Raw genomic sequence first — 13442 nt, forward strand, 5'->3', positions numbered from 1 at the left:
ATTGCCCCTAGCACTTTGTCATCCTTTACCGCTGTTTGTGCAATTTCATGGGCTTGAGGATCATGCCAAAATTCAGAAGCACCAGAACCTCCAACGAAGATCACGGCGTCAAAATCCTTTACATCTACTTCACTAAGAAGAGTATCGGGTTCCACCCGCAAGCCAAACATGCCCATTGCTGGGGAACGATTTGAGGAAGCCACCGAGATCTGAGCCCCACTTTTCTCGAGAATGGTCCTGGGCTTTTGATACTCCTCATCCCTAAAATCTCTGTTAGCTATCACCATCAATATCCGTTTTCCAATCAAGTCCGACATTGTCCTTGAATCCCCTCCTTATCTAACATCGGTTATATCAACTGTCTTAACCTCTCTTCCCTCCGTGCACTTACAAGCCCCTGGTATATCTCACGAAATGCTTAAATATTGATATCGATATGAGTAACCCAAGTGCGGGATCTAGGAAAACATTGAAAACATTTAATCTGGGGGCATAGCTGATCAAAAAATTCATCAGCCTTCGCAAAAACTGGATGAAGATTGCCAGGATCACAAAATCCAGAACTTTGAATTCTGGGGGAATAAACTTTCTTGAGAGATAGGCGTAATAAAGAGCAATAAATTGAATTACCATGGAAACAAACTGCACTGTTTCAATGTAGGATTTCATATTGCTCCTCCCACTTTAAATTTTAATTAAATAAGTTTTAGAATTATTTCTTCAATACGTGCAATTATCCTCTTTGTTTATGAAAAATTTTAGAGCAGTCTTTGCGGGTAAAAATTTTTAAAATTTTTATCGATTTGTAAATAATTTCCTTGACTTCATCGATGGAAAGGTATAATTTAAAAATTGGCTCCGGGAAGTGATTAGGAGAAACTTCGCAAGAAGGCACTCCGAAACGCTACCTGGAGCCATTTTATATAAAAGTTAAAGTAGCCGATTATTAATAATGGAAGACTTGAGGGGAGTGTAAGCAACTCCGCCGAGAAGATCTCGGAATCGCATTGGCTTTCAACCCCCTCAGGTCTTCATATGTCACAGTTAAGAAAGCTATTCTCAGTCCTGATTTTTTCTACCGCACTAAAGTTTACTCGTTGTCTGCTTAACTACCATATGATATTCTAAGTAAGGATTCACTAGCGAGACCGAGATGGGGAGTGGTCGAATGGTAAGACGCCAGACTCTGGATCTGGAGGTTGCAGGTTCGAGCCCTGCCTCCCCAGCCACAGGGCGCATTCGTCTAGTGGCCTAGGACACCGCCCTCTCAAGGCGGAGATCGCGGGTTCGACTCCCGCATGCGCCACCAACATAGTTTATTGCTGATGGTCGATGGTCTTTTGATCTTCAAAACCCAGGGGAAACTCAGCCTCATCTAATTCTTCACATTAACCTTCCGTTGTTCATCAGGGGGTGACAGCGAACGGAGTGAGCGTCCTCAGGGGGACGGAGTCCCCCTAGGAAGGCGCGTAAGCGCCAGGGGGTTCGACTCCCGCATGCGCCACCAACAATACTAAGAAAATTTTCAAAAAGTGGGAAATTACGCCCGGGGGATACCCGACTTGTCGGGGAAGAGCTGCGACAAATTGCGTGCCCGAAGGGCGAATAGCAATTTCGCGGAAATCTAAGCGGAGGTTCGCGGTAGGATTTTTTGTGCTCTCTTCAGGCGATCTATCGCGCGCCTCTTTCCTAAAAGCTCAAGGGTTTCAAAGAGAGGTGGACTCACCATTCTTCCGGTGACTGCAACCCTTATTGGTTGAAAAACCTCGCGAGGGTGAAATCCGAGCTCGTTCTGGAGAGACCTGAGGGCTCTTTCGATCTCCTCTGAATTGAACCTATCCAAAGACTCCAACCTCTCTGTAGCCATTGATAAAACCTTGGGTACCTCAGGAGCACTTAAGATCTTTTCGACCGATTTTAGATCCCATTCCACATCTTTGAAGAAGAAATCCGCGAGCTCAACGATCTCGGCGAGATTTTTCATCCTATCTTGCTCTAAAAGAACTAGCCTCTCTAACCAGCCCATTCTCTTTTCATCCGGAGCTTCAGCTAAATAGCCCGCTCTTTCAAGAAAGGGAACAATCTCGGCCACAAGCCTCTTAACTGGAGTATGGCGGATATAATAACCATTCATCCACTCAAGTTTTCTAAGGTCAAAGACGGCTGGGGCTTTTGATACCCTTTCCAGAGAGAATTTCTCGATCAGTTCATTTCTACTTATCAAGGTGGTTTTCTCATCTAAAGACCAGCCCAAGAGAGCCAAATAGTTGACCATCGCTTCCGGTAAGTATCCTTTATTTCGATATTCTTCAATGGATGTAGCTCCGTGACGCTTGCTTAAAGGTTTCCGATCAGGTCCCACAATCATCGGGAGATGCGCAAATAGAGGAGGTTTCAAGTTTAGAGCCTTGTATAGAAGAACCTGTTTTGGTGTGTTAGGCAGGTGATCCTCTCCCCGAATTACATGGGTAATTTCCATGGCTTCATCGTCGACAACTACGGCGAAGTTATAGGTTGGGCTGCCGTCGGCTCGAAGAAGGACGAAATCATCGAGGAGCCTATTCTCAAAGTGAACTTCGCCTCGAATGAGATCGAATATTGTGGTTACCCCTTCAAGAGGACAAGCAAATCTTATGGCCGGTTTTCGCTCCTTTTCGAGCCTCCTCCTCTGCTCAGAGCTTAAGGATCGGCATCTTCTATCATAGCGAGGTGGGATACCCGCCTTGAGAGTTTCCTCGCGTCGAGTATCGAGCTCTTCTGGAGTGCAGTAACAAAAGTATGCCTTTTCTTCATCGAGCAAACGCTGGGCAGTCTCGCGATAGAGTGAGAATCGTTCCGTCTGACGATAGGGACCTTCATCCCAATCCAGACCGAGCCATTTTAGGGAGGAAATAATCACTTCTATGGCTTCCTCCGTCGATCTAGTGCGATCGGTATCCTCTATCCTGAGAATGAAACTTCCCTTATTCTTCCGAGCAAAAAGCCAATTGTAGAGGGCCGTTCGGGCTCCCCCAATATGCAAATAACCGGTTGGGCTTGGAGCAAAGCGGACACGGACGGTTTGCCCCTTGTCCCTTGTTGCCTGCCGCAGGTATTGTTCTATTTGTTTTTCGAGCCATTCTTCCTCAAGCTTGCGTCTTTTGTCGGGAATTACTTTCGTAGGAGGGGGCATCGGCTTCCTGATTGACTTATAGATATCCAGTTGGTCCGGGGTTTTCTTCTTCTTGCTCATATATCCCACCGTTTTAGTGATTATTAATCCTGGACATAATTTGTTCACGGGAGTTTCTTCCAGCATACTGTTTATCCCAGGTCAATGCAAAATGTAAAAATCAAAAATAAAAAGCTTAATTGAGATTTATGTGTAGCCTATAGTAATTATGTCTATGTTTCAATTATGTCTAGGTTTCAATTTGACACTTTTGGGGTTATGCTTTTTATCAGGGTAATTTTACTCCCAACTTTTAATCCTAACCTGACGGCGGCACTTCCCTGGTTCACAGCGATGCAAAGATGATCGGATGAATCCACCAATAAGAGGAGCTCACCAGCCTTTACTTCGCCAAAGGTCCTCAAAAGGGGTAGGATGACATCCTCCCCATCCCATTTTACCAAAATTTGGTTTTTCAATCTTATACCACATTTCATCAACTCGTGTAAGGTTACATTCAAGCGGAGGGTTCCAAATTTATCTACATCAATGACCTCGCAAATTATTTCCTCCCCTGAAATCCTTGCTTTGGACCAAGGGATTTGGACAAGGTCATTTACATTGATTTCGGGTCCAAATTCGTCCATATCCTCACCCACGGCCAAGTGAGCAGCAACGGGGGCGAAGATGTCTCTCCCGTGAAAGGAGGGGCAAATCGGTTTGTGCATATATCTTTCATTGGTTATCTCGACAACCTTTTTAATCCCTCCTAAACTTTGAGCTGCAGGAATGAGCAACCCATTATCGGGCCCTACTAGGTAATCTCCTCTTTTGGTCAAAATTATTATAGCCCTTCTCTCGGTTCCCACACCGGGATCGACTATGGCTAAATGGATCCCCTTGGGCATGAAGGAAGCTGCGCTGGCGAGCAGCAGAGCACCCTTCTTCACATTGAAATTTGGAACTTCGTGAGAAATATCGATGATCTCAGCGTGGGGAGCAATCCTCTTTATAACACCTTTGCAGACTCCAACCCATTCATCGGCTAAGCCAAAATCGCTTAAGAATGTTATAATCGGACGCATTTGTCTCCTCTCGATCCCCATTTCCTGTAAGCATAAAATGGTTACGACTCAGTCCCGTTGATATACCGTGGGGCAAGATGCTAGGAGAACTCACAGATGGTGATCTTTTAGGCTAACCTGATAAAGTCTTCGGTAGACCACATTTATTTGCCAGAATACCAAAAACTTATATATGGAGCGCAGGTGCCGTAAGGATTTAAGCATTCTCATGAAGATTGCCCAATAGGAGTAAACCTTCTGGCAGGCCCAGTCATAATGGGCTCGTAATTCCTCGGGTGACATGAGCTTGGGACGGAACACCACGTGAGTACTGTCATATTTCTCCCACCTGTTGTGTAGGATACGTCCAGTTTCCTCCAACTTCCTGCGCAGGGCGGTTCCTGGATAGGGAGTTAACACGGTAAGTTGGGGAACCTCTATATTCAACCGTTTGATGAAATCCACCGTTCTTTTAAATACACCAGGATCCTCTTCATCAAATCCGAAGACAAAGCAACCAATAATCCCTATTCCCTGGCAGTGTATCCTTCGAATGGCCTCCGCGTATTCGATTATTCTATTCACCCTTTTGCCCATGGATTCGATGGCCTCGTTTACCAGGGATTCGAAACCTATGAGTATTCCAACACAGCCGCTCTTTGCAGCCAACTTTAGCAAGGACCAATCCTTTGCCAGATTAAGGGAACCTTGACTTATCCACTTTATCTTCAAAGGAATTAAGGCTTTGAAAAGCTCCTTAGCATGCTTAGGATTCCCTACGATATTATTGTCGGTGAAGAATACAAACCTCTCCTTCAAATCCTTTATCTCTTGTACAACCTCATGGATGGGTCGATAGCGGATGTTGTTACCGAAGAAAGTTGTGGTAGAGCAAAAACTGCAGTTGAAGGGGCAGCCCCTTGATGTCTCTACTTTGGGGACATTCACATAAGCTTTTTCATTCATTAAATCTCGACGGGGTCTTAACAGGCCCGCCAGTTCAGGTTTCTTCTCTGAGCGATAGAATTTTTGAAGACTTCCTTTTCTGAAATCATCGAGCATCTTCTGCCAAACTCCCTCTGCCTCTCCCAGGACAACGGCATCAGCATGGGCAATTGCTTCCTCGGGTACGAGGGTGGGATGAACGCCTCCCATCACAACTTTTACCCCTCGAGCACGAAACTCATCGGCGATCTCATAGGCACGGGGGGCACTTGGGGTAAGAGTGGTGATACAAACCAGATCAACCGGTTTATTGAAATCGATTTTCTCCACATTCTCATCGGTGATGAAGACTTCAATGTCGGGAGGAGTTAATCCAGCTAAAATGGGTGGAGTTAAGGAGCTCATGTACATTTTCCCAAATAGCCTCACATTTGTTGGGTGATGGGGTTGGATAATCTCTAATTTCAAAATAATCACCATCCAATAATTTTAAATCTCCAATTCCCTTCCATAATCATCTGCGAGCCTATGGACATCATCCTCAAGGGAGTAACCGAAGGCGACCTCCAATATCCTCCCCTTTTCCCCTTTTGAGGATATGCGGTGAACCTGACCCGCTGGGATGAAGAACTCTTCACCCACTTTGGCATCGTGGATCTCATCGCCGATTTGAACCCTTAAACCCTTGTCCAGTATCACCCAGGTGTCGCTCCTTAAGTTGTGCCAATGCAAACTGGTTTCTTGATTGGGTTCTATGGTGATGAGCTTCACGGAACAGGTTTTATTGAGAGCGTAAATATTTAAATGACCCCAAGGTTTATCGACCCTCATTTGACCACCACCTCCACCCTTCTATCATAATTCATTCACATCATAGCGCAAATCAAAATCAAACCTTCGATTTATAAAATTTTCAAAAGATTGACCATTTCAATGGTGGACATGGCTGCCTGCCAACCCTTGTTGCCAGATTTAGTGCCAGCGCGCTCTATTGCTTGCTCGATGGTATCGGCGGTAATTATGCCAAAGGAGATGGGGACACCGGTATCGAGATTTATCTTGGCAATGCCCTTAGCTACCTCGCTGCAGATGTATTCAAAATGGGGGGTATCTCCCCGAAGAATCACTCCCAGACAGATGAGGCCATCGTATCTCTTCGAGAGGGCTACCCTCCTGGCGATCAATGGTATCTCAAAGGAACCCGGAGTCCAGACCACCTCGATGTTTTCATCCTGAGCATCGTGCCGTTTGAGGGCATCCATTGCCCCTTCCAAAAGTCTTTTACTTAAAAACTCATTAAATCGACTGACGATGATCCCGAATTTAAAATCCCGCGCAATCAGTTTCCCTTCATAAATTTTCATGATTTCCTCCCTTCCATTTATAGCTCTGAAGCCGGAAGCTCAGGAGCTGCGACCGAGCTAATAAAACTTCCAAACCTCCTGTAATAGGTCTTAATCTTCTAAACTTTCTAGCTCAAATAGGTGGGCTAATTTATCCCTTTTGGCTCGTAAGTAATCGATGTTGTGAAAACTGGGCCGTACGACCAGCGGTATCCTTTCGGTAATCTTTAAACCATAACCCTCCAATCCCACTATCTTTCTGGGGTTATTGGTCATTAAACGTATCGATGTGATGCCCAAATCGACCAATATTTGAGCCCCAATGCCATAGTCTCTAAGATCTGACGGGAAACCCAGCTCTTTATTCGCTTCTACCGTATCCTTCCCTTCCTCCTGAAGCTCATAAGCCCTAAGTTTATTGACGAGTCCTATGCCTCTTCCCTCCTGTCCCATGATGTACAGAAAGACTCCACGCTCCTCCTGAGCTATCTTCTTTAAAGCTTCCTCCAATTGACCTCCGCAATCACAGCGAAGGGAATGGAATACATCTCCGGTCAAGCACTCAGAGTGAACTCGAACCAGGATATCATTCCCACCTTCAACTTTGCCCTTGACCAGTGCTAAATGGCACTTTCCATCCAAAATGCTTTCATAACCGATGGCTCTAAACGTCCCATATTTTGTGGGTAGATTTACCTCCGCGATGCATCTCACGAGTTTCTCGGTACGGCGGCGAAATCTAATTAGGTCTGCAATGGTTATCATCTTCAGACCAAATTTTCCCGCGATTTTCTCCAATTGGGGAACCCGGGCCATGGTTCCATCCTCATTCATAATCTCACAGATGACACCCGCTGGGAAAAGTCCCGCTAATCTTGCCAAATCCACGGCTGCTTCAGTATGCCCGGCTCTCTCCAAAACCCCACCTCTTCTGGCTCGAAGCGGGAAAACGTGTCCAGGCATGGAAATATCCTCCGGCTTAGTCTTGGGATTTACGACCGTTCGGATGGTGATTGCTCTATCACGTGCGGATATGCCCGTGGTTGTGTTGTGCTTCGCATCAATGGAGACTGTAAAGGCAGTTTCACGAAATGATGTATTGTTGGGAACCATGGTTGGAATTTTAAGCTGGTCCAATCTCTGGGAAGTACAGGGTAAACAAATAAGACCTCTCCCATGTTTGGCCATGAAGTTTATGGCCTGAGGAGTAACTTTCTCCGCAGCCATGCAGAAATCTCCCTCATTTTCACGATCCTCATCGTCCACTACGATGACCATCCCACCCTTTTTTATCTCCTCGATCGCTTCTTCGATGGAACTAAAAGCCACCTCTTCACCTCCCCGAAATAAAACCGTGTTTTAAAAGTGTTTCTAAAGTTAGATTGTCCTTAATCGATTTTCTTAAGAAGCTTTCGATATACTTTCCGAAAATATCCGCTTCCAAATTTACTTTGAGACCCGGACCTTTAAAACCCAATGTTGTTACCCTTGCCGTGTGGGGAATAATGGAGACCATGAAGGCAGAAGTAGAAATACCAACTATGGTCAGACTCACTCCATCCACCGCAATTGATCCCTGCGGTATTAAATATCGACTAATTTGAGACGGGGTCTCAATCTTAAGGATAATTGCATCTCCTTTCCTAATTTTGTTGAGGATTGCTCCCATACCATCAACGTGTCCGGTTACCATATGTCCGCCAAGACGATCACAGAATCTCAAAGCCCTTTCCAAGTTCACGGCATCCCCGGATTTTAACTCGCCCAGATTCGTCTTTTCCAGCGTCTCGGGCGAAATATCCACGCGAAATCTATTCCCTCCTCGCTCAGTAACCGTAAGGCAGACCCCACTTACGGCGATGGAGTCCCCAATCTTCAAATCCTCCGTCACCTTTGGGGCAAACACCTCCAAAGTGCATTTACCTCGGCTTTTCGTAAGGGCTTTAACTCCTCCAAGTTCCTCAATTATGCCCGTGAACACCTCAACCTCCATGAAGATAAGGGATGAGTCATGAGTCAAAAGTCATAAGTGAAAAGGGAAAGAAGGACTCCCTTTTGGGGTAGGCTTCTATCAACAAGTCTTCGCCGATCATTTTCACATCCGTTATTTTAAGGTTGGGTGCCTGGTCAATGGCTCCAATACTTTCTCCGCCCATAACTCCGGGGGTATCGTCTCCTCCTATGAGTTTTGGAGCGATAAAGAACAAAAATTTATCCACGATTCCAGCCTTGATGGCCGATGCGTTGAGCAGCGAGCCTCCCTCCAAAAGAACGCTGGTTATCTCCCTTTCTCCCAGTTCCCCTATGAGTTTGACCAAGTCAACTTTTCCATCTTTTCCAGGGACGGGGAGAACTTCAACCCCGTATTGGTGAAGAGCTTGAATTTTTTCTTCATCGGCATTAGCAACGGCCAGAATCGTGGGAATCTCTGAAGCCGTTTTGACCATCTTGGAATCCAGGGGGATTCTTGCCTTACTGTCTATGATGATGCGAATGGGATTATGTGTTTCCCTACCTTGAAGTCTCGCCGTAAGTAGAGGATTATCCAGAAGAACGGTTCCTATTCCAACCATAATGGAATCGTATTCACCGCGGAGGCGATGGACTTCCTTGCGGGATTTCTCACTCGTTATTCGAGTGGCATTCCCTCTTTTTACTGTAATTTTTCCATTCATACTCATGGCCACTTTCATTAAAACGAAGGGCAAACCCGTCGTTATGTACTTAATGTAGATCTCATTTTGATGAGCGATTTCTTGACTTAAAATGCCCACTTCGACGTGGATTCCTTTGAGTTTAAGCTGCTCGATACCCCTTCCACAAACTTTGGGATTGGGGTCGATTAATCCCACTATAACCCTTAAAATTCTAGACCTAATGATCGCTTCAGTGCAGGGGGAAGTTCTTCCATAAATACAACAGGGTTCCAGAGTTACATACATCGTGGCCCCTCTTGCCTTCTCCTGGGCTTTATTAAGGGCGTTTACCTCGGCGTGAGGCTCCCCAGCTCTGGCGTGGAAACCTTCCCCCACTATTGCTCCATCCTTAACTATTACCGCTCCCACAAGGGGATTGGGGCTGGTTCTTCCTCGCCCCTTCTCTGCTAGCTCGATTGCCCGCTTCATGTATTGTTCATGCACGAGAATTCCCTCACAGCTAAAATATTTAGCTTAACCTTTGCTTTTCCTTTCCACTTCTCTCTTGTCTCTTATTAAAAAGAAACGCCAAGGAGAGGTCCTTGGCAGTAGCCAATACTTAAGGAACCTTCTCCCATCCAGACTATACTGTCGACTCTGGAATTCCCTTATGGGTCACCAGATCTACCCCACCTTTATTGGTTTGCTAGTTAGTTTGCTGATTTGTTTAATTTCCAACCAACAAACCAACCGCTAACCTTTAAGGGGGGTTCGCGGGCTTTACCGCCGGTCGGGACTTCCCACTACCCATATTTACGCCACTCTCTTCCTCAATTGGAGCAAAAGTAGTCTGGCAGTAGGTCACCCTGCCCCGAAGGTTTCCCATATTTCATTTGCAAAAACTATAACAAAAGATTACAGCTTAGGCAAGGGAAACTACTTTTATTAAGTTCCTTATGGCCTCGCCGATATCGACGTGGTTAAAAATGGCAGAACCTGCAACTAGGATATCCGCCCCCGCCTTTATGATATCAAGGGCATTCTCCTGGGAAACCCCCCCATCAACCTCTATCTCTACCGAAGGATTGCGCTCTTCAATCATATTTTTAAGAAGATGTATCTTCTCCAGTGTTTGAGGAATGAACTCTTGTCCCCCAAAGCCAGGATTAACCGACATAATGACCACAAAATGTATCTCCGGTAGGATGTTGATGAGATTTGTTAAAGTTGTTGCAGGATTTAAGGCTACCCCAACGCCTAGATTGCTATGAGTCTTGATCCTCTGGATCACTTGATGTAGATGAGTACAGGCTTCAAAGTGGATGGAGAGAAGATTGGCTCCAGCTTCGATGAAATCCTCGATGAAGAATTCTGGATTCTCGATCATCAGGTGCACATCCAAGGGGATATTGACATATCGCTTGATAGCAGAAACTACGGAGGGACCGATGGAGATATTGGGCACGAAATGACCATCCATGACATCGATATGGATGTAATCTGCTCCGGCTTCTTCAGCTCGCTTGACTTGCTCTCCCAGGTGGGCAAAATCCGCCGACAAAATTGAGGGAGCGATCTTTATCTTTCTCACCATAGGATTCCTCTCTTAAGGTAAAAGTAATTTTAACACCGAGTTTTCCTTCCTTCAAGAATTTTTTGCCATCATTTGAATTCCGAATCTGAGTTCTGGATTTCACACTAGCCCTCCTTTTTAAATCTACAAACAAATAAGCCATCAGTTCCATGTCTATGGGGTAAGAGCTGAATGAATTTAAGAGGCATTTCAGCCCTTAAGGGGGGAGGAAGGAAAGAGGAGATGTCCTCGAGAGAAAATTCAGGATGCTTTTTTAAGAACCCCTTCATCACCTGCTCACTTTCCTTCTTCGAGATAGTACATACGGAATACACCAGCACCCCCTTTCTCTTAACAAATTTTGAAGCCGAATCCAACAGTCTTGATTGTAGAATGGAAAGTTCATCAATTTGCTGAGGGGTTTTCCGCCATCTAGCATCAGGTCGCCTGGCTAAGACACCCAATCCTGAGCAAGGGGCATCCACCAAGACTTTATCCACGGGTTTTTCCACCACCTCTCCAAGCCTTGTGGAATCACCTTGAATGATTTGGACGTTTTTGATGCCTAAGCGTGAGCAATTATCCTTAACCAATCTTAAGCGACTTTGATGGATGTCCACGGCAATTATCCTTCCCTCATTCCCCATTAACTGAGCGAGGTGAGTGGTTTTTCCTCCCGGTGCTGCACAAGTATCTAAAATAACCTCCCCAGGTTTGGGATCTACTATATGACCAACCAAGATGGAACTTTCATCTTGTAATAAGAATAGCCCCTCTTTGAATTCTGTGAGCTCGGTTACATTTCCCATATCCTCGACAATGAGGGCTTCGGGCAACCAACTTGGGCTAATTTTAAGTCCTTCACTTTCAAAGCGACGAGCTAAATTTGAAGGGGAAATCTTGAAGGTGTTCACTCGAATAACCATTCGAGGGCGAACATTATTTGCTTGGCACAGTAGAGCGGTCTCCTCAAGACCGAAATCCTCTACCCACATCTCTACGATCCAGCGCGGGTGGGAATGCTTAAAGGAGATATACCCAATGGGGTCATCTTGATAGTCGGGCCAGGGGAGTCTCTCCTTCTCTCGAATGATCCTACGAAGGATCGCATTGACGAAACCCCCCATTGCGGGGTGAAAGTATTTCTTGGCTAATTCGACGGCTTCGTTGCAGACGGCGTGATTGGGTATCTTATCGAGGTAAAGAATTTGATAACAACCAAGCCTTAGGATATCCAATGCTTTCTCTGGAATCTTGCTCGGCTTTTGCGGATAAAAGCGGCTTAAAATCCAATCTAAAGTGCCTTCATTTCTAAGGGTTCCGTACACGAGTTCAGTAACTAGAGCTCTATCGCGCTTTGATAGATCACTTTCCGCCAAAAGTCTGGAGAGAATGAGATTGGCATAACTCCTGGTCTCATGAACCCTGCATATTGCCTCCAAAGCCGCTTCCCTCGCAGTTTTCATGTAATTCGCCTCTCGATTTTCTCTCCAGCTTTTACTCCATATCCCCTGCAGAACTCAGCAGCGGTCATCTTTCTCTTGCCTTCAGGTTGAACTTCGACCATGAGGAGTTGACCCCGTCCACAAGCAACTATAAAACCCTTGTTGGCATCGACATCGATGATCATTCCCAGTTCGCGGATCGATATCTGAAATTTGGCATTTGGCATCAGTTCTGCCCACCAAATTTTAAGCCTTTTACCTTTATAAAAGGTGAAAGCACCTGGGGAAGGATTCAAAGCTCTAATGAGATTCCTTATTCCATCTGCGGGAAGAGACCAATCTATCCTCGTTTCATCCTTTTCTATTTTGGGAGCATAGGTTGCATCCTTGTGATCTTGCTTAATGGGGGTAATGGCTCCCTTCGATAATCCTTCAAGGGTCGATAAGAGTAAATCCGCTCCTAGCTTGGAAAGTTTATCCTCCAAGCTTCCCAAGGTATCATCGGGGGAAATTGGAATGGCGGATTGCAGAAGGATATCCCCCGTATCCAAACCCTGATCCATGAGCATCGTGGTGATACCTGTCATCGTGCAACCATCAAGGATTGCCCTTTGGATAGGAGCAGCTCCTCTATACTTCGGGAGAAGAGAGGCGTGAACATTGACACAACCATACCTGGGCAACTCGATCAACCAACTGGGTATGATCTTCCCGTAAGCCACTACTACAACGATATCGGGCTTTAACAAACTAATTTCCCTTTGCACCTTATCGCTTCTCAGGGTCTCGGGTTGAAAGACGGGGATTCCGTGCCGGAGGGCAAAGTCTTTCAGGGGAGGTGGGACAGGTTTTAAGCTTCTTCCCCTGGGGCGATCCGGCTGAGTAACAGCGGTAACTATCCTGTAACCAGTTTTGAGAAGAGCTTCGAGACTGGAGATTGCGAAATGCGGAGTTCCCATGAATAATACTCTCATAATCTATCACCTTGAGATTCCATCAATTAAGTCGGGCAAGCTCGACTACTACTTTGCACTAGATACGAATATATTTGCTTATCTGCTGCAAAGCTTTTTGGCGCTCGCTTTTACTCGCCTGGTCAAGGATGAGTATCCCATCAAGATGATCGACCTCGTGCTGAATAACCCTGGCTTGCAACCCTTCCGCGGATAACTCCAGTCCCTTTCCTCGAGGACTGAGGGCTTTAACTTTAATCTTTTGAGGGCGGATTATGAGAATTCTGACACCTGGAAGACTTAGGCAGCCTTCTTCCTGCTCTTCAGTTTCT

At 45.7% G+C, this 13442-nt stretch carries 14 protein-coding genes and 2 tRNA genes; 2 read left to right on the plus strand and 14 right to left on the minus strand.

Annotated features, from left to right (window positions below; all coding sequences use genetic code 11):
• On the minus strand, positions 1-317 hold a 317-nt coding region (locus tag AB1466_02930; GenBank protein MEW6189058.1), incomplete at its 3' end, for a DJ-1/PfpI family protein.
• Between the two features lie 70 nt (positions 318-387).
• The gene (locus AB1466_02935; protein ID MEW6189059.1) at positions 388-669 is read right to left on the minus strand and encodes a hypothetical protein; all 282 of its coding nucleotides are present in this window, start codon (positions 667-669) and stop codon (positions 388-390) included.
• Positions 670-1154: 485 nt separating this feature from the next.
• On the opposite strand from AB1466_02935, the gene AB1466_02940 reads away from it, so the two are divergent.
• Positions 1155-1229, plus strand: a tRNA-Gln gene (locus AB1466_02940).
• A gap of 3 nt (positions 1230-1232) precedes the next feature.
• A tRNA-Glu gene (locus AB1466_02945) sits at positions 1233-1309 on the plus strand.
• Between the two features lie 315 nt (positions 1310-1624).
• On the opposite strand, the gene gltX is transcribed toward AB1466_02945, so the two are convergent.
• The 12 genes from gltX to AB1466_03005 all read right to left on the minus strand — a co-directional run.
• Positions 1625-3232 carry a glutamate--tRNA ligase gene (gene gltX / locus AB1466_02950; protein MEW6189060.1) on the minus strand — a complete coding sequence of 536 codons (1608 nt, stop codon included), beginning with the start codon at positions 3230-3232 and terminating at the stop codon, positions 1625-1627.
• Between the two features lie 176 nt (positions 3233-3408).
• Entirely contained in the window at positions 3409-4236 is an 828-nt protein-coding gene (locus tag AB1466_02955) for an SAM-dependent chlorinase/fluorinase (GenBank protein ID MEW6189061.1), read from the minus strand.
• 90 nt (positions 4237-4326) lie between these two features.
• A complete protein-coding gene (locus AB1466_02960; GenBank protein MEW6189062.1) occupies positions 4327-5628 on the minus strand; it encodes a radical SAM protein in 1302 nt (433 codons plus the stop codon).
• Positions 5629-5649: 21 nt separating this feature from the next.
• Positions 5650-5991, minus strand: a complete 342-nt coding sequence (locus tag AB1466_02965; protein ID MEW6189063.1) for a phosphomannose isomerase type II C-terminal cupin domain — start codon at positions 5989-5991, stop codon at positions 5650-5652.
• 71 nt (positions 5992-6062) lie between these two features.
• Positions 6063-6524, minus strand: a complete 462-nt coding sequence (gene ribE, locus AB1466_02970) for a 6,7-dimethyl-8-ribityllumazine synthase (GenBank protein ID MEW6189064.1) — start codon at positions 6522-6524, stop codon at positions 6063-6065.
• A 90-nt stretch (positions 6525-6614) separates the two neighbouring features.
• On the minus strand, positions 6615-7832 hold the full coding sequence (locus tag AB1466_02975; GenBank protein MEW6189065.1) for a bifunctional 3,4-dihydroxy-2-butanone-4-phosphate synthase/GTP cyclohydrolase II: 1218 nt from the start codon (positions 7830-7832) through the stop codon (positions 6615-6617).
• Positions 7833-7836: 4 nt separating this feature from the next.
• A complete protein-coding gene (locus AB1466_02980) occupies positions 7837-8484 on the minus strand; it encodes a riboflavin synthase (protein MEW6189066.1) in 648 nt (215 codons plus the stop codon).
• Positions 8485-8512: 28 nt separating this feature from the next.
• Positions 8513-9643 (minus strand): bifunctional diaminohydroxyphosphoribosylaminopyrimidine deaminase/5-amino-6-(5-phosphoribosylamino)uracil reductase RibD, encoded by a 1131-nt coding sequence (gene ribD / locus AB1466_02985; protein MEW6189067.1) that lies wholly within the window; start codon positions 9641-9643, stop codon positions 8513-8515.
• A 418-nt stretch (positions 9644-10061) separates the two neighbouring features.
• Complete coding sequence (gene rpe / locus AB1466_02990) at positions 10062-10733, minus strand: ribulose-phosphate 3-epimerase (protein ID MEW6189068.1); 672 nt, start codon at positions 10731-10733, stop codon at positions 10062-10064.
• A 104-nt stretch (positions 10734-10837) separates the two neighbouring features.
• Positions 10838-12178 (minus strand): 16S rRNA (cytosine(967)-C(5))-methyltransferase RsmB, encoded by a 1341-nt coding sequence (gene rsmB, locus AB1466_02995; GenBank protein MEW6189069.1) that lies wholly within the window; start codon positions 12176-12178, stop codon positions 10838-10840.
• On the minus strand, positions 12175-13131 hold the full coding sequence (gene fmt / locus AB1466_03000) for a methionyl-tRNA formyltransferase (GenBank protein MEW6189070.1): 957 nt from the start codon (positions 13129-13131) through the stop codon (positions 12175-12177). The genes rsmB and fmt overlap by 4 nt, the downstream gene beginning before the upstream one ends.
• Positions 13132-13189: 58 nt before the next feature.
• Positions 13190-13442 (minus strand): peptide deformylase (locus tag AB1466_03005; GenBank protein ID MEW6189071.1); only part of this gene is annotated, 253 nt, incomplete at its 5' end.

The sequence above is a fragment of the Actinomycetota bacterium genome, assembly GCA_040755895.1.
In the GTDB taxonomy this organism is placed as follows: Bacteria; Actinomycetota; Aquicultoria; order Subteraquimicrobiales; family Subteraquimicrobiaceae; genus Subteraquimicrobium.